The organism is Asaccharospora irregularis DSM 2635, assembly GCF_900129815.1.
Lineage (GTDB): Bacteria > Bacillota > Clostridia > Peptostreptococcales > Peptostreptococcaceae > Asaccharospora > Asaccharospora irregularis.
Map to the genome: position 1 here is coordinate 69148 of NZ_FQWX01000002.1, position 18275 is coordinate 87422.

Genomic DNA, 18275 nt, shown 5'->3' on the forward strand with positions numbered 1-18275 from the left:
TGGTTTATGGAATACTTATTTAATAGGTATTCCATAAAAGTTATATTAGTAGAAATACTGAGTAAAACAAGTTAGTTTTATAGTAAAAGTAAGTCAATTTTGTAGTAAAAGAAAGGTAGTTTTATGAAAAAAAGAATAGATTTATTATTAGTAGAAAGAGGTTTTTTTGATAGTAGAGAAAAAGCAAAAAAGGCCATAATGGCTGGACTTGTATTTGTTGAGAACCAAAGATGCGACAAAGCAGGTTCAGAAGTAAAAGAAGAGGCTAAAATAGAAGTAAAGGGAAATCCAATACCTTATGTAAGTAGGGGAGGCTTAAAGCTTGAAAAGGCAATGAAAAACTTTGATATAACTTTAAAGGATAAGGTATGCATGGATATAGGTGCCTCTACAGGTGGATTTACTGATTGTATGCTACAAAATGGAGCGACAAAGGTATTTTCAATAGATGTTGGATATGGACAACTTGCTTGGAAGCTAAGACAAGATGAGAGAGTTATTTGTATGGAGAGAACTAATATAAGACACGTTACCATAGAGCAAATAAAAGAATTTGCAGATTTCGCCTCTATAGATGTTTCGTTTATATCTTTGAAGTTAGTACTTCCAAAAGCTAAACAGCTTGTACGCAAGGATGGACATATAGTGGCATTAATAAAGCCTCAATTTGAAGCAGGAAGAGAAAAGGTTGGTAAAAAAGGAGTAGTTAGAGAAAAGTCTACTCATATAGAAGTTATAAAGATGGTATCTGAGTTTGCTGTGGAAAATGAATTTGAAATATTAGGACTTGATTTCTCTCCAATAAAGGGACCAGAGGGAAATATAGAATATCTAATTTATTTGAAAAATTCCCAAAGTAAATGTGAATTTGATAAAGAAGGTTATTATAAGAAAATTGTGGATGTAGTTGAGTTGTCCCATAACTTATAATTTTATTTTAGATATAAAGGCAAAGGGGGATTTAACTTGATCCTTGAACTATATATGAAAAACTGCGCTTTAGTTGATGAATTAAGATTGAGCGTTGATAATAACTTGAATATATTGACAGGAGAAACAGGTTCGGGAAAATCTATAATAATAGATGCCCTGGGACTATGTCTAGGAGAAAAATATGATAGATCATTTCTAAGAAAAGGCACTGAAAAAGGTTTAGTTGAGTGTGTTTTTTATTCTGAAAATAGTCAACTAAAGAAAATATTGGATGAAAATGATATAGATATAGAGGATGATAATCTTTTGGTTATAACTAGGTTGATATATTCTGATGGTAAAAGTACTGCTAGGGTAAATGGTAGAACTGTCAAAGTATCACTCCTAAAAGAAATATCTTCTACACTTATAGATATTCACGGTCAACATCAAAATCAAGCTTTGTTTAATAAAGATACTCACCTAAAGTTTATAGATTTATTTGGAGAAGACAAAATAAAGCCAATAAGGGATGATTACAGATCTATATACACCAATTATATTGAACTAAAAAAATCCCTTAATACGCTTACAGAAAATAAAGATGATATGCAAATACAGAGAGAAATAGATTTACTTAAATTCCAAATAAACGAAATAGAGACTGCTAATTTAGATAGGGATGAATATGAAGAATTACTAAAACAAAGAGAAGTTTATAGAAATGGTGAAAAGATATTTAATAATCTAAACTTAAGCTATGAGAATTTATATAATGGACAGATAAATGTAGTAGATTTAATTGGTAGTGCATTAAGTGAATTAAATTCAATTTCTAAGTACGATAAAATCTTGAGTGATTATAGTGAGAACATTGAGAGAATAATGTATGAGCTTCAGGATATTTCTAGAGATATAAGAAACTATAAAGATAGTATAGATTTTGAACCATACCAATTAGAACAAATTGAGCTTAGAGTAGATGAAATAAATAATCTAAGAAGGAAGTATGGAGATAAAATAGAAGATATCTTTACCTATTATGAGAATATGAAAGATAGATTAGATGAAATTTTAAATAGAGATGAAAAAGTAGAAGAGTTAAAAAAACAAATCTCAGAAATAGAAAATGTTTTATTAGAAAAATCAAGTAAATTAACTAAGATTAGAAAAGAAGTTGCATCTGAATTAGAAAGCATTCTACTTATGGAACTAGAAAGCTTGAACATGAAAAACATAGTTTTCAAGGTGAATTTTGATCAAACTTCATTTACATATAATGGAATAGATAATATAGAGTTTATGATATCTTTTAATTTAGGAGAAGATGTTAAACCTATATACAAGGTTGCATCTGGAGGGGAAATGTCTAGGTTTATGTTAGCATTTAAGACTATACTTGCAGATATAGATAATATAGATACCCTTGTATTTGATGAAATAGATACGGGGATAAGTGGAATAGCAGCACAAATAGTAGGTGAAAAGTTGAGTAGTATTGCAAGCAAAAAACAAATAATATGTATAACTCACTTACCGCAAATAGCAGCTCATGCAGATACTCATTATTGTATAGAAAAAAATACCTCAGAGGATAGAACTTTTACTAGTATAAGAAAGCTAGGCGACATACAAAGAAGAGATGAAATAGCTAGGCTTATAGCAGGAAGCAATATAACCGAAAAAACAATGGAGCATGCTAGTGAAATAATTGAACTTTCAAAAAGAAGCGATACAAATAAATAACATTTTAAAAAGTTAAATATTAATTTAATATTAGTCCCTAAGGGCTATAAAATATAGGTTTGAACTCTGTATTTTATAGCCCTTTTTTAATTTTTAATGAATAAAAAACTACTCAAAAGGAATTATAAATATATAAAATCATAAAAGTGGAGAAAAAATGAAATGAAGAATAAAAGTGGAAGTAAGTTATATATGATAATATTTTTAGTTTTGATAGTAACTTTAGGAATAGGTGTTGGTTATAAAAGAAACTTAGCAACACAAGTTCTTAAGGTTTCAGACGAAAAGAAATACGTGTATCCACTAGGAAACTTAGTAGGTATAAAGGCAAAAACAGATGGTGCTTTAGTAATTGGATACGAGGAGGATGACATACAATATATAGGGGGGTTACAAATCGGTGATAATATAGTAGAAGTAGAGGATAAACGAATAAATAGCAGTCAAGATATAACAAAAATGCTAAATAACTTAAAGAAAAAAGAGATAAAGGTAACTTTTGAGAGAGATGGAGAATATAAAACAGATACTGTTCAGACAAAGTATGAAAATGGAACATATAGGCTAGGATTATGGGCAAGGGACAAAATTTCAGGAATAGGAACAATGACATTTTATGACCCATTTCAGTCCGGATTTAGAGCTATTGGTCACTCTATTACAGACAGTGAGACAGAAAAGCTACTAAAAATAAAAGAAGGTAAAATATATAATCCTGCCAGTGTAGAAATAAAAAGGAGTTCTAATAATCTAGTAGGCAAAATTAAGGCTGATTTTGAGGAAAGTGAATGTATAGGAAATTTTAAGGACAATAACACTTTTGGTATAAGTGGGAGTTTTAATAGCGAACGCAGAGAAGGACTATCTTTAGTTGAGGTTGGTAAGTTTGAAGATATAAAACTAGGAAAAGCCATAATACTTTTTGAAGATAAAAATAGAAATATAACAGCCTATAATATTAGAATAAAAAGTATGGAAAAAGACAAATCCAGCAATAAAAATATGATAATAGAAGTAGTAGATGAAAAATTACTGGAATATACTGGAGGAATTGTTCAGGGAATGAGTGGTGCACCTATAATACAAAATAACAAAATAATTGGGGCTATAACCCATGTTTTCAAGAATAATCCTAAAAAGGGATATGGTATTTACATAGGTGAGATGATAGAATGAGAAAGGACATATTAAAAAGTTTAATATATAGAAGGAATATAATTTAGCGTGTCGAATAAGTTTATAGAAGAAGTAGATTAATGATATATATATATAAGAAAATGTTTTTAATAGGGGGAATTTTAGTGAGTGAGAAAATTAAAATAGTATTAGCTGACGACAATAAGGATTTTTGTCAGGTACTAAAAGAATATCTGTCAAATGAAGACGACATAGAAATATTGGGTATAGCTAAGGATGGAATAGAAGCACTTGATTTAGTGAAAAAAACACAACCTGATTTATTAGTACTAGACGTTATAATGCCTCATCTAGATGGGTTAGGAGTAATAGAGAAATTAAATGCTATGAATATACCTAAGATGCCTAAGATAATAGTACTTTCTGCGGTAGGTCAAGACAAAATAACTCAGAGTGCTATAAACCTAGGAGCTGATTATTATATAGTTAAACCTTTTGATTTTGTTATATTTATAAACAGAATCAGGGAACTAGTATCAAATGTGTCTTCTCATCATGAACCAAAACAACGAGTAAGTTCAGATGTCCAAATGACAAGAACTGATTTTGTAAAAAATGTAGGAAATATAGAAACTGAAATTACAAACATAATACATGAAATAGGTGTTCCAGCTCATATAAAGGGATATCTATACCTAAGAGAAGCTATAAAGATGGTTATAGACAATGTAGAGCTTTTAGGTGCCGTTACAAAAGAGCTTTATCCAAGTATAGCTAAAAAATTTAATACTACTCCAAGTAGGGTAGAAAGAGCTATAAGGCATGCTATAGAAGTTGCATGGAGCAGAGGTAAAGTAGACACTATAAACCAACTTTTTGGTTATACAGTTCATAATACAAAAGGAAAACCAACAAACTCTGAGTTTATAGCAATGATTGCAGATAAGCTTAGACTAGAACATAGTATGGTAAAATAAATAATAAAAAACTAAAAAACATATATAAAAGACAGAAGCCTTCTACATAACAGAAGGCTTATTTTTTGAGGTTTATGTTTCATATATTTTAAGGAAAATAAAGTTTATTAAATTAAAGTGTAAAATATAGGGGAATATAAGCAATACATATTTAATTTAATGACAGTACTTGAAAAGTCGACATAAAACTATTTGTATAGAATGCTGATAAAACCGATAAAAAAAGGTAAAACATTTATTTTATTGATAAATAATGCTATAATGTAATTTGATTTTAAAAATGATAGCGGAGGTTTTAAATATGAGAGTCGAAGCCCCTATAAAGGTAGACCGAAAAACAAAAAAGCTTGCTAAAAGACTTGAGGCTGGGGAGATAGCTGTTATAAAACATATGGATATTGACGAGGTTGCTGCAAATTCCTTAGTTGAGGCTAAGATAAAATTAGTTATAAATGCAGATAAATCAATAAGTGGAAGATATCCAAACAAAGGTCCCGGTATATTGACTGAAAAAAACATTCTTATAATAGATAACGTTGGAGAAGAATTATTTGAGGAGCTAAAAGAAGGACAAATAATTGAGGTTATAGATGGAAAAATATACAGAGATGGCGAACTTTTAGGACAGGGAGAAGTACTAGGAAGACAAGAAGTAGAACAGCAAATAAAAAAAGCATATGAAAACTTGTCCACTGAGTTAGACAGATTTATAGACAATACAATCGAGTATGCCAAAAAAGAAAAGGGATTTATATTAGGTGAAGTAGAGGTACCAAAGGTAAATACCAATTATGCCAATAAACACGTTCTTATAGTCGTAAGAGGGCAAGATTATAAAGAAGACTTAGGAACGATGTTATCTTACATAGAAGAAGTAAAACCTATTTTGGTTGGAGTTGATGGAGGAGCAGATGCTCTAATGGAATTTGGCTATACTCCAGATGTAATAGTGGGTGATATGGATAGTGTAAGTGATGAAGCACTTAAAAAGGCAAAGGAAATAGTAGTACACGCGTATACAGATGGAAGAGCTCCAGGATTAAAAAGAGTTCAAGATTTAGGCTTAGATGCAATAGTATTTCCTGCTCCTGGTACGAGCGAGGATATAGCTATGCTTATAGCTTATGAATATAAAGCTGAACTTATAGTTGCAGTAGGTACTCACTCAAACATGATTGATTTCCTAGAAAAAGGTAGAAAGGGAATGGCTAGTACATTCTTAGTTAGATTAAAAATAGGTTCAAAGCTTATAGATGCCAAAGGTGTTAATTTACTATATAGAAGCAAGTTAAAAATAAAATATATATGGGCATTAATAGCAACCGCTTTATTCCCTGTAATGATACTTGTTTCCTATTCACCAAGTGTTAGACAGTTTATACAGTTAATGCAGTTAAAGTTAAAGCTATTGCTACAAATGTAACTTGAGGAGGATTAGTATGCATATAAATATGAAATATTATATAGTAACAATAGGTGCTATATTCATAGCTTTAGGAATAGGTATAATGGTAGGGTTTAATCTTAACTATGATCAGCAACTTAGCAAACAACAAGCTAAGTTAATAAGCGATTTAGATGAGAAGTTTGAAGACTTGAAAGATATCAACAAAAGCTTAGAGTTAGATTTAAAAGCATCAGATGAAAAGTTTGAAAAAACTGTAGATTTTCTTAATCAAAATGTAGATAAAATAGTAACTGATATGTTAATAGATAAAAATATAGGAATATTATCTACTAATGATCATAATGATCAAACAGAAGACATAGAAAATATTATAAAAAAGGCAAATGGAAAGGTATCATTTAATATAGTTTTAAAGAAAGCTGCAACAGAAAAAAATAAATTAGATGAATTATCAGCTAAACTAGGTAAAGAAATCAAAACTTCAAATGATTTTGTAGAATACTTATCTAGTATATTAAAAGATGGTAATGCTAATGATAAATTAAAAACTCTTGAAGAAGTAGGGTTTATAAAATTAAATTCACTTGCCGATAATTATATGTCTTGTGAGAATATAGTTATATCAGGTGACAATGATTATAAGGATGGAGCAAAAGAGTTTGAGAAGCTAGATGGTGTTTTATTATCTAAGTTAAAAGAAGAAAACAAGTATGTGGTAGGAGTTCAAAGATCAGATGCAAAGTTTTCTTATGTGGATTTATACTCTAAGAGTAAGATTGCTACAGTGGATAATATAGACGAAGGTGTTGGTAATATATCTTTAGTTTTACTATTACAAGAAGCGAACAGAGTAGGTAATTTTGGAAGATTAGATAGCGCAGAAGCACTATTGCCATATGAGAAATAAATAAAGGAGATGGGATAATGCATCCTTATATAAGTATAATAATACCAGCTTATAATGAAGAAGGAAGAATAAAGGATACGCTGGATAGTATAGTAGACATAAAAGAGATAAATGAAATAGTTGTTGTAGATGACGGTTCAAGCGATGATACTTATAAAATAGCATCAGAAATAAAAAATGACAAGCTAAAGGTATTTAAGCTAGATAAAAATAGAGGTAAGGGATATGCTTTAAATTATGGTTTGAGGATATCTATGAAAAATGCCGATATTATAGGATTTTTGGATGGAGACTTAGGTAAGTCAGCTAAAGAAATAAGAAAGCTGATAGTTCCTATCTTAGATGGAGAAGCTGATGTAACTATAGCTAAGTTTCCGCCAGCTAAGAAAAAAGGTGGCTTAGGATTTGTTAAGGGATTGGCTAAGCAATCTGTTCTTGAAATGACGGGCGTTGAACTAGATTCGACCCTATCAGGACAAAGAATATTCAAAAAAGAGGTTTTAGAAAAATTTGATGAAATACCATTTGGGTATGGTGTTGAAGTTGGAATGACTATAGATATATTGAAATATGGATATACAATAAAAGAAGTTTTAGTAAATATGACACATAATGAAACTGGAAGAGACTTAAAAGGTTTTATCCATAGAGGAAAACAATACTACCATATAAAAAAGGTTTTAGGACAGAAAAAAAAGGAATGGAGGTAGTATGTAGATGAACAATTATATACTTTACGCCATTATAGCACTTGCTGGGGTTATAGGAACCTACTCTGTAATACCTTTATTTAAAAATTTATTGGTAAATAGTAACATAGTTAAGCCTAACTATAAGGGAGATATGATTCCAGTTAGCATGGGACTTGTATTTTTACCTATGGTTGTTTTAAATGGTATATTACTAGCGTTTGTTACAAATGAAATAGAAAATTTATTGTACTTATTTATGTTCTTGTTTGGTACCATAAGTATGTTTTTTGCTGGAATACTAGACGATATAATAGGGAATAGAGATGTAAGTGGACTTAAGGGTCATTTTAAAAGCATGTTCAAAGGAGATCTTACTACAGGTGGTTTTAAGGCATTGTTTGGAGGCTTTGTTGGGCTTATAATATCTATAACTATATCTAAGAATTTAGGAGATATAGTTATAAATACTTTAATAGTTGCACTGTCTACAAACTTGATGAATCTTTTAGACTTAAGACCAGGAAGAGCTATAAAGGGATATTTATTAATAACTTCAATAATATTTCTAACAATAACAGGATATGTTAAAGTTTTACCTCTTCTTATACTACCAAATGTTCTTGCATATTTTAATTATGATTTAAAGGCAAAAGCAATGATGGGAGATGCAGGATCAAATGTTCTTGGAATATCAATAGGAATACTTATGATTTTTGGCTATTCTATAAAAGTAAGATTAGGATGGTTAGTGTTTTTAGTTCTTATACATATATTGACCGAGAAATATTCTTTGACTAAAATAATAGAAAAAAATAAATTCTTAAATTTTATAGATAAATTGGGAAGGTAGAATTATGATAAGTAAAAGGATTGGAATTGTAGAAGATATAGTAGATAAATCTGAAAATCTAGACGATATAAGAGTAAATATAAATGGAGAAGTTCAGAGGGCATATAATTTTCCGAAAATGACAGGAAAAATAAATATAGGCGACAAAGTACTTTTAAATACTACTGCTGTAGAACTTAGTTTAGGAACAGGTGGGTATCATTTTGTAATATCTAATTTAGATAATATGGAATCTAGTCTAACTGAGGGTGGTCATATTATGAAGTTAAGGTATACACCACTACAAGTTAAAGTTGATTCTGTAGAAGAACAGGGAAGTATCTATCATGATGAATTTGAAAAATTTGAAAGCCTAGATAATATGCCAGTTGTGGTGGGTACGCTTCATAGTATGTTGACACCGTTTGTAGCATCTTATAAAAGAAATAATCCAAATAAAAAATTAGTCTACATAATGACTGATGGAGCTGCTCTTCCTATATATTTAAGTAAAAATGTAGAGACTTTAAAAAATAAAGGTTTAATAGATAGTACAATTACTATAGGAAATGCCTTTGGTGGAGATTACGAGTGTATAAATATATACACAGCACTTATTACTGCAAAGGAAATTATAAAAGCTGACGCTGTATTTGTAGGAATGGGACCGGGAATTGCTGGTACAGGTACTAAATATGGATTTACTGGAATAGAACAAGGTCCAATATTAGATGCTGTAGACAAATTAGGAGGAATACCGATAGCTATACCAAGGATGAGTTTTGCAGATAAAAGAGATAGACATAGAGGAATCTCTCACCATAGTTTAACAATACTAGGAGATATTGTTAATGTAGCAGTTAATATTCCTATAACATTATATGACGGCGAAAATATGGAAGTAATAAATAGACAAATTAAGGAAAATAAATTAGAAGAAAAACATAATGTAAAATATTTAGAGAATTTAAATACAAAAAAAGATTTAGACTACTTCGGACTTAAAGTTAAGAGCATGGGGAGAAATTACGATCAGGATGCGGAATTTTTTGAAGCTGCTAGTACAGCTGCATATTACTTAATGGAGGTTTGTGATGATAGTAGAAGAGAAAACAATCAGTAGTGATAAGATATATACAGGTAAAGTAGTTAGCCTTAGATTAGACACTGTTGAAATCCCTGGGAAGGGATACCAAAAGAGAGAAATAGTAGAACATGGTGGGGCTGTAGGTATAGTGGCTTTGACAGAGGATAAAAAGTTAATACTAGTAAAACAATTTAGAAAACCAATTGAAAAGGTAATCTGGGAGTTGCCAGCAGGTAAACTAGAAATAGGAGAAAATCCTAAGGAATGTGCAATAAGAGAACTAAAAGAAGAGACTGGATATAGTGCTGAAAATATAAAACTAATACACAAATTCTTTACATCTGCAGGTTTCTCAAATGAGAAGCTTTATATTTACTTGGCAACTGGATTAATAAAGGGAGATACTCATTTTGATGAAGATGAGTTTTTAGATATTTTTGAAGTTGATTTTAACGAGGCATATGATTTAGTTTTAAACAATGAAGTCGAAGATGCCAAGACATCTATAGGAATTTTACTTGCTAAGGAATTGATTGAAAAAGAACTTGTATAACTTATATAAACTAAGATGAATAACCTCTCCTTTTTTCACATATTATTTATAACACATATGAAATAATAGGTGGACAAGGAGGAGGTTATAAATTTGAGAAGAACATACAGAAAAAATAATTTTAGAGAACTGGACAAACCGATAGTAATACTGGGCTTAATTTTTGTAGCGACGGCTATTCTAGGTGCATACCTCAATAAAGTATTTATTAATTCAGAAAACACTATATTAGAAGTTATTAATCCAATAGTAAACTACTATAATGGCGATATAAATTTAAAAGAAGCGGTACTATCCAACTTAAAATCTGATATAATTTTTATTGTATCTATATGCATATCTACATTATTCGTTGTAACAATTCCTATTTTAATTATCATTTTTATATTAAAAGGAATGTCCGTAGGATATACTATAAATAGTGCTATAATAACTTTAAAGTTGAAAAGTATAAAGGTAATTTCGTTAATTTTTATTAAAAATATATTTATTATTCCGGCTATGATTATACTGACATTGATATCTATAAATTATGCGAAGGAAGTAATTTATGCTTTGAAAAAAAATCGTAAAGATAATATAATATCTTTAATAAAGAGATACTTATTAAATGCAACAATTATATTATTAATATCGGTATCGGGGCAAATGATATTAAATACAATAAGTATTGGTATTATTAAGTTGTTAGTCAAATAAAGGAGTTTAGTATGCAGGTCTTAGAAGACTATATAAATTACATAAAAAACAAAAAAAGATTATCTGAAAATACCGTTTTATCGTATTTGACAGATATCAAGAAGTATCTAGAATATTTAAATCTAAAAAACATAAAACTAAGTGATATAAGAGAAAATGATATTATAGGCTATCTAATAGAGTTAGAAAAAGCAGATACATCAGTAGCGACAATTTCTAGAATGATTTCTTCAATAAAATCATTTCATGACTACTTGTTTTTGAGTAATATATGCAGTTCTAACTTGGCAAAAGATATAAAAAAGCCTAAGGTAAAAAAGGAAGAAGTAGATATTTTGACAGAAGATGAGATAGAGTCACTGTTAAATTTTCCTAAGTTAGATACACCAAAGTTAATAAGAGATAAGGCTATATTTGAACTTTTATATGGAACAGGAATAAAAGTTTCAGAGCTAGTAAAAATGGATATAAATGATGTAAACCTAGATATGGATTATATTTATTGCAATAGTGAAAAAAGTAAAAGGATTATACCTATTTCTAATGTAACCAAGTTTTATCTAGAAAAATATATAAATGAATCTAGAGGTGAATTAGTAGGTAAAGATGAACATTCACTATTTGTAAGTTCTCTAGGTAAGAGATTTACAAGGCAAGGACTTTGGAAAGTTATAAAAAAATATGCAAGTTTAGCAAATATAAATAAGAATATAAATCCAAATATGATTAGACATTCATTTGCAATCCATTTATTAAATAAAGGAGCTAATATTTCTGTTGTGAGTAAAATATTAGGGAATACTAATTTATCTAGCTTGCAGGTGTACTTGAATCATATAGATCAAAACATCCGAAAGGAAATAAAAGAAAAGCATCCTAGAAAAGATACAATTTAAAGGAGGTCATCAATTTGAGTAGAGTAGTGTGGATGATAATTGACAGTGTAGGAATAGGAGAATTACCTGATGCTCAAGCATTTGGAGACAAAGGTGTTAATACACTAGGAAACATAGTTAAAAACCATAAAGATATCAAAATACCAAATTTAAGAAAATTGGGTATAGGTAATATAGATGGTGTAGATTTTCTAGAAAATGTAGAAAATCCGACTGGTGCATTTGGTAAATGTCTTGAGATATCTAAAGGTAAAGATACTACTACAGGCCATTGGGAGATGACAGGGGTTTTAGTTGAGACTCCTTTTAAGACTTTTGAAAATGGTTTTCCAAAAGAAGTTATAGAAGAATTTGAAAAGAGAGTTGGAAGAAAGGTAGTAGGAAATAAACCTGCATCAGGTACTGTTATAATAGATGAATATGGAGAGCATCAAATGAAAACTGGAGATGTTATAGTGTATACATCGGCTGACAGTGTGTTCCAAATAGCAGCACATGAAGAAATAATACCATTAGATGAATTATATAAGATGTGTGAAATTGCTAGGGAAATAATGATGGGCGACAACGCAGTGGCTAGAATAATAGCTAGACCATTTATAGGAAAAAAGACTGGAGAATTTGTAAGAACATCAAATAGAAGAGATTACTCTTTAAGTCCTTTTGAAAAAACAGTTTTAGACAATATAAAAGAGGAAGGGTTAGATGTTATAGGCGTTGGAAAAATAGAAGATATATTTAATAAACAAGGTATAACTGAGGCAGTCCATACCAAGGATAATATGGATGGAGTGGATGAAACTATAAAATATATCAAACAAGAAAACAAAGGTCTTATATTCACAAACTTAGTTGATTTTGATTCTAAATACGGGCATAGAAGAGATGTTAAGGGCTACAAGGAAGCATTAGAGGAGTTTGACAGTAGAATACCAGAGATAATAGCTTCTATGAAAGACGAAGACATCTTAATAATAAATGCAGATCATGGAAATGATCCTACGTATAAGGGAACAGACCATACAAGAGAATATATACCGGTACTAGTATATGGAAAACAAATAAAAGAAAATACTAACCTAGGAATAAGAGATAGTTTTGCTGATATAGGAGCAACTGTTGCAGATATACTAGGAGTTAAAATAACTAAAAATGGTACTAGTTTTAAATCACAAATAATGAAATAATTTGGAGGAGACATCGATGAAGAATATGTTTGACAAAATAGAAGAAAGTGCAAAGTTTATAAACTCAAAAATAAAAAATAAACCTGAAATTGGTTTAATACTTGGGTCAGGATTAGGTGTATTGGCAGATGAAATAGAAAACCCTGTAAAAATAAATTATAGTGATATACCTAATTTCCCGGTTTCTACTGTAGAAGGGCATGATGGATGTTTAGTTATAGGAACTCTACAAGGCAAAGAAGTAGTGGCTATGAAGGGTAGATTCCATTATTACGAGGGCTACTCTCAACAAGAAACTACTTTCCCTGTAAGAGTTATGAAAAGTTTAGGTGTAGATAAGCTTATAGTTACTAATGCTGCAGGAGGATCTAATAAAAACTTCAAACCAGGAAATTTAATGTTGATAAAAGATCATATAAACTTTAGTGGAAACAATCCTTTAATGGGACCAAATGATAATAGATTAGGTGATAGATTCCCTGATATGTCTAGCGCATATTCACCTAAATATTTAGATTTAGTTAGAGACTGTGCTAAAGAATTAAATATAGAATTAAAAGAAGGTGTTTATATGTTCTTTAGTGGGCCAACATATGAAACACCAGCAGAAGTAAAATTAGCTCAAATATTAGGAGCAGATGCTGTAGGTATGTCTACTGCACCTGAAGTGATAGTTGCATCTCATTCTAAAATGGATGTTATAGGTATATCTTGTATAACTAATATGGCAGCTGGAATACTTGATCAGCCTTTAAATCATGAAGAGGTTATTGAAACTACTACAAGAGTTAAGTCAGAATTCTTGAGTTTAGTAAAAAATATAGTAGAGAAATTATAAACTTAGATAAGATTAAATTCAAAATAAGCTTAATATAAATATTAAGCTTATTTTGGATAGATAGTAGTTTAAAAAGACATTACTTAGAAGAGAGGCGGGTGAAAATCGTTAAAAGCATCCTAAAACATTTTTAGACATAGGGTTTTCATGCTTTATAAACGGTTTATAGATTTATGAGAATTTACGATATAATAAAAAAGAAAAGAGATAACCATCAGTTAACTAAAGAGGAAATAGAATTTTTTGTACAAAAATACTCAAAAAATGAAATTCCAGACTACCAGGTATCAGCTTTACTTATGGCAATATATTTAAATAAAATGACAAAAGAAGAGACAGCATACCTTACAGAGGCTATGATGAATTCAGGAGATGTCATAGATTTATCAAAAATAGATGGTATAAAAGTTGATAAACATAGTACGGGTGGGGTAGGAGATAAGACTACAATAGCATTAGCACCATTAGTAGCAGCTTGTAATGCACCTGTTGCAAAAATGTCTGGAAGAGGACTTGGACATACTGGTGGGACATTGGATAAGCTAGAGTCTATACCAGGATTTTCTATAGATATGGAAGTAGATGATTTCATAGACGCCGTAAATAAACATAAGATAGCAGTTTGCGGTCAGACTGCAAAAATAGCAGTTGCAGATAAAAAAATGTATGCGTTAAGAGACGTTACAGCTACAGTAGATAATATATCCCTTATAGCTGCTAGTATAATGTGTAAAAAATTAGCATCAGGAGCAAATTCAATAGTATTAGATGTTAAGACTGGTGATGGTGCCTTTATGAAAACACTAGATGACTCATTTAAACTAGCTAAGGCTATGGTTGATATAGGAACTGAAATGGGTAGAGAAACGGTAGGTCTAATTACCGATATGAATGAACCTTTAGGACATGCTGTTGGAAACTCTTTAGAGGTTATTGAAGCTATAGAGACATTAAAGGGAAGAGGGCCAAGTGATTTGGTAGAACTGTGTGAAACACTTGGATCATACATGTTAGTTTTAGCTAAGGTAGCAGATGATTTTGATGATGGAGTAGACAAAATTAGAGACGCAATATCATCAGGTAGAGCGCTAGAGAAACTAAAGGTATTTATAGAAAACCAAGGTGGAGATAAAAATATAGTAGATGATTATACACTTCTTCCTCAGGCAAGTGAAATAATACCTGTGAAATCGGAAAAATCAGGATATGTAAGCAAGATAGAAGCGGAAGAAGTTGGAATAGCAGCTATGATTTTAGGTGCAGGAAGAGAAACTAAAGAAGACGAATTAGATTTATCTGTTGGTATAGTGCTAAATAAAAAAGTTGGAGACTATGTAAATAAAGACGATGTTTTAGCATATATACATTTAAATAATATGGAAAAATATAAATCATCTGAAGAAAAATTAAAAAATGCATATAAAATAACAGATGAAAAGGTAGAAAACAGCAAGTTAATATACGGTGTTGTAACTCAAGACGAAATAAAAAAATTCTAAAAATATGATTACAAATAGCCTAACATGTAAACAATAGTGTTAGGCTATATCCAGTTGTTCGACAAATTTTATTGAAAAATTTCATTCTTAGACTTATAATATAGAGGATATAAATATACATAAGGAGTAGATAACCCTATGAGTTTTAAAAATAATAAGTACAAGATTATAGGACTGATTTTTGCTATAGTTCTAATTTCTCTTGGCGTGTTCGTGGCCATGCAGATAGGACCATATAACAAAAACAATAAAAAGGACATAATAGTGGACATTCCATCTGGCTCAACTATAAATAGTATATCCAATATATTATATGAAAATGAATTGATAAAAAATAAAACTATGTTTAAGGCATTAGTTAAAGTTAGCAACAAAGCTTCTTCTATAAAGGCAGGAAAGTACTTGCTTAATCAATCTTATTCAAACAGTGGGATAATAGATTTGTTGGCATCTGGTAAAATATATCAGGACGGTGTAAAAATAACAATTCCAGAAGGTTCTACATCAAAAGAGATTGTATCTATTCTTGTAAATAAAAAATTAGGAGAAAAGAGTAGATATGATGAGTTGATTAATAAACCCGAGGAATTTAAAGCGGAATTTGAATTTTTGAATGATAAAGGAATAAATTCACTAGAAGGCTTTTTATATCCAGATACGTATTATTTTAATGAAGAAGACTCGGAAGATGAGATATTATTAGCTATGCTAAAAAGATTTTCTGACGAATGCGTTGGAAAAGTCCAAGAAGATATAGAAAAATCCGATAAAAGCCTTCAGGAGATTATTACTATGGCATCTATAGTAGAAAAAGAAGCTGTTTTGGATGAGGACAGGCCTCTAATAGCTAGTGTATTTTATAATAGAATTAAAATAGGAATGCCTCTTCAATCCGATGCGACAATACAATATATTTTTGAGAAAAGAAAAAAAATAGTGACATATAAGGACCTAAAGATTGATTCTCCTTATAATAGTTATAAAAATAAAGGCTTACCACCCACACCAATTGCTAATCCAGGGATAAAGTCTATTGAAGCAGTTTTAAATCCTGCGGATACAGATTACTTATACTTTGTAGCGAAAATGGATGGTGGAAATAACTATAGTACAAATTATCAGGATCATTTAAAGTATGTAAAAGAGTACAAAGATGAGAGAGATAAACTAAATAAGAAATAGATAGCAAGCAAAGAGATAAAAAATTGGTGAAACTGATTTTTTAATCTAGAGATTTAAACTATGGATTATGCCTTGAGATCACTAAGGTGTAATCCTATATTAATTTTGCAAGAAATTGAGGAGTGATTCTATGAGCAATATAGTAAATGATTTAGTAGAAGGATATATAAGAGATACATTAAAAGAAAAAGAAGGTCTCCTAAAAGATATGGAAATCTATGCCGAGGAAAACAATGTTCCTATAATACATAAAGAAGTATCCGAGCTATTAAGGGTATTATTAAAAATGAAAAAACCAAAAAGGATATTAGAGGTTGGATGTGCAATAGGTTATTCTTCTATATTTTTTGCAACTGTAGCTGGGGATGATGTAGAAGTTATAACTGTAGAGAGAAGCGAAAAAATGATAGAAAAGGCTAAGAATAATATCAAATTATCAGGACTTGAAAATAATATAACTATACTAGAAGGCGATGCAGAGGAAATATTAAGCAGAGTTGAAGGAGAATTTGATATTATATTTATAGATGCAGCAAAAGGTCAGTATAAACTATTTTATGATATGGTAATAGATAAACTAAAGATAGGAGGACTTTTAATCTCTGATAATATTTTATACAAAGGCATGGTAGCACATGATGACTTTGTAATAAGAAGAAAGAAAACTATAGTTAAAAGAATGAGAAGCTACTTAGACTATATATGTAGTGCAGATTATTTAAGTACATCCATTATACCTATAGGAGATGGTGTAGCACTTAGTTATAAGGAAAAGAAAGGTAGTGAGATAAATGAATAGAGTAGAGCTATCAATATTAGTAGGTGATTTAGAAAAATTAAAAATAGCTATAGATTCTGGGGCGGATGCAGTTTATATAGGTGGAGAGTTTTTTGGAACTAAATCATTGGCAAAAAATTTTACTAAAAAAGATCTAGAAGATGGAGTTAACTATACACATCAAAATGGAAAAAAGATTTATGCCACAATAAATGTAATGCCTCATAACGATGATTTTAAAAACTTAGAGGAATACTTACTGTATTTAGAAAGGATTGGAATAGATGCAGTTATTTTAGCTGATCCTGGAGTGCTTACAGTAGTGAAAAAAGTAATTCCTAATATGGATATACATTTAAATACCCAAGCAAACACTACGAACTATGTTAGTGCTAACTTCTGGTATGATCAGGGTGTAAAAAGGGTTATTGTTTCTAAGGAATTATCTTTTGAAGAAGTGTCTCAGATAAGGGAGAAAACCCCTTCGAATCTGGAGATAGAAGCTCTTGTTCATGGTGCTATGTGTATATCATATTCTGGAAGATGCTTAATAACCAACTACATGACTGGAAAAAATGGAGATAAAAATTTATCTGATGGATCTGATGAATGGAAATACTACTTAGAGGAGGAAAAAAGGCCTGGGGAGTATTTCCCTATATACGAGGATGAAAAAGGTACATTTTTCTTTAATTCTAAGGATTTATGCCTAATAGAGTACATACCTGAACTGATTAAATCAGGTATAACAAGCTTGAAAATAGAGAGCAGAAAGCAGACTAATGACTATATAAAAGCAGTTGTAGAGGCATACAAAGATGCAATAGACGAATTTTATAGAAACTCTAGTGACTGGAAAGTAAATCCAAGTTGGATAGAAGAAATGAAAAAAGTAGGTAATAGAGATTTTACTACTGGATTCTACGTAGACGGACTAGATATCTAAAA

At 30.3% G+C, this 18275-nt stretch carries 18 protein-coding genes; all 18 read left to right on the forward strand.

Features of this window, described 5'->3' with window-relative positions; all coding sequences use genetic code 11:
* Window positions 1–123: 123 nt before the first annotated feature.
* The 18 genes from BUB34_RS01340 to BUB34_RS01425 all read left to right on the forward strand — a co-directional run bounded on the left by BUB34_RS01340 (window position 124) and on the right by BUB34_RS01425 (window position 18273).
* Complete coding sequence (locus BUB34_RS01340) at window positions 124–930, forward strand: TlyA family RNA methyltransferase (RefSeq protein WP_073123481.1); 807 nt, start codon at window positions 124–126, stop codon at window positions 928–930.
* Between the two features lie 36 nt (window positions 931–966).
* Window positions 967–2658 (forward strand): DNA repair protein RecN, encoded by a 1692-nt coding sequence (gene recN / locus BUB34_RS01345; protein ID WP_073123483.1) that lies wholly within the window; start codon window positions 967–969, stop codon window positions 2656–2658.
* A 162-nt stretch (window positions 2659–2820) separates the two neighbouring features.
* The gene (locus BUB34_RS01350; protein ID WP_073123485.1) at window positions 2821–3834 is read left to right on the forward strand and encodes a SpoIVB peptidase S55 domain-containing protein; all 1014 of its coding nucleotides are present in this window, start codon (window positions 2821–2823) and stop codon (window positions 3832–3834) included.
* A 101-nt stretch (window positions 3835–3935) separates the two neighbouring features.
* On the forward strand, window positions 3936–4772 hold the full coding sequence (gene spo0A / locus BUB34_RS01355; RefSeq protein ID WP_073123733.1) for a sporulation transcription factor Spo0A: 837 nt from the start codon (window positions 3936–3938) through the stop codon (window positions 4770–4772).
* Between the two features lie 301 nt (window positions 4773–5073).
* A complete protein-coding gene (steA, locus tag BUB34_RS01360; RefSeq protein ID WP_073123487.1) occupies window positions 5074–6195 on the forward strand; it encodes a putative cytokinetic ring protein SteA in 1122 nt (373 codons plus the stop codon).
* 16 nt (window positions 6196–6211) lie between these two features.
* Complete coding sequence (locus BUB34_RS01365; protein WP_073123489.1) at window positions 6212–7087, forward strand: copper transporter; 876 nt, start codon at window positions 6212–6214, stop codon at window positions 7085–7087.
* Between the two features lie 17 nt (window positions 7088–7104).
* Window positions 7105–7797, forward strand: a complete 693-nt coding sequence (locus BUB34_RS01370; protein ID WP_073123491.1) for a glycosyltransferase family 2 protein — start codon at window positions 7105–7107, stop codon at window positions 7795–7797.
* Between the two features lie 7 nt (window positions 7798–7804).
* Window positions 7805–8629: an MraY family glycosyltransferase gene (locus tag BUB34_RS01375; protein WP_073123493.1), complete on the forward strand. Its 825-nt coding sequence runs from the start codon at window positions 7805–7807 to the stop codon at window positions 8627–8629.
* A 4-nt stretch (window positions 8630–8633) separates the two neighbouring features.
* Entirely contained in the window at window positions 8634–9731 is a 1098-nt protein-coding gene (locus BUB34_RS01380) for a DUF3866 family protein (protein WP_073123495.1), read from the forward strand.
* The gene (locus BUB34_RS01385; RefSeq protein WP_073123497.1) at window positions 9703–10248 is read left to right on the forward strand and encodes an NUDIX hydrolase; all 546 of its coding nucleotides are present in this window, start codon (window positions 9703–9705) and stop codon (window positions 10246–10248) included. The genes BUB34_RS01380 and BUB34_RS01385 overlap by 29 nt, the downstream gene beginning before the upstream one ends.
* A 93-nt stretch (window positions 10249–10341) precedes the next feature.
* Window positions 10342–10947: a stage II sporulation protein M gene (locus tag BUB34_RS01390; RefSeq protein WP_073123499.1), complete on the forward strand. Its 606-nt coding sequence runs from the start codon at window positions 10342–10344 to the stop codon at window positions 10945–10947.
* Between the two features lie 11 nt (window positions 10948–10958).
* Window positions 10959–11843, forward strand: coding sequence for a tyrosine-type recombinase/integrase (locus BUB34_RS01395; protein WP_073123501.1), 885 nt, complete (start codon window positions 10959–10961; stop codon window positions 11841–11843).
* Between the two features lie 14 nt (window positions 11844–11857).
* Window positions 11858–13030 carry a phosphopentomutase gene (locus BUB34_RS01400; RefSeq protein WP_073123503.1) on the forward strand — a complete coding sequence of 391 codons (1173 nt, stop codon included), beginning with the start codon at window positions 11858–11860 and terminating at the stop codon, window positions 13028–13030.
* 25 nt (window positions 13031–13055) lie between these two features.
* Window positions 13056–13868, forward strand: coding sequence for a purine-nucleoside phosphorylase (locus tag BUB34_RS01405; RefSeq protein ID WP_073123734.1), 813 nt, complete (start codon window positions 13056–13058; stop codon window positions 13866–13868).
* Between the two features lie 173 nt (window positions 13869–14041).
* Window positions 14042–15367, forward strand: a complete 1326-nt coding sequence (locus BUB34_RS01410; RefSeq protein ID WP_073123505.1) for a pyrimidine-nucleoside phosphorylase — start codon at window positions 14042–14044, stop codon at window positions 15365–15367.
* Between the two features lie 138 nt (window positions 15368–15505).
* Window positions 15506–16549: an endolytic transglycosylase MltG gene (mltG, locus tag BUB34_RS01415; RefSeq protein WP_073123507.1), complete on the forward strand. Its 1044-nt coding sequence runs from the start codon at window positions 15506–15508 to the stop codon at window positions 16547–16549.
* 130 nt (window positions 16550–16679) lie between these two features.
* Complete coding sequence (locus BUB34_RS01420) at window positions 16680–17348, forward strand: O-methyltransferase (RefSeq protein ID WP_073123509.1); 669 nt, start codon at window positions 16680–16682, stop codon at window positions 17346–17348.
* Entirely contained in the window at window positions 17341–18273 is a 933-nt protein-coding gene (locus tag BUB34_RS01425) for a peptidase U32 family protein (protein WP_073123512.1), read from the forward strand. The genes BUB34_RS01420 and BUB34_RS01425 overlap by 8 nt, the downstream gene beginning before the upstream one ends.
* The last annotated feature ends 2 nt before the right edge of the window (window positions 18274–18275 follow it).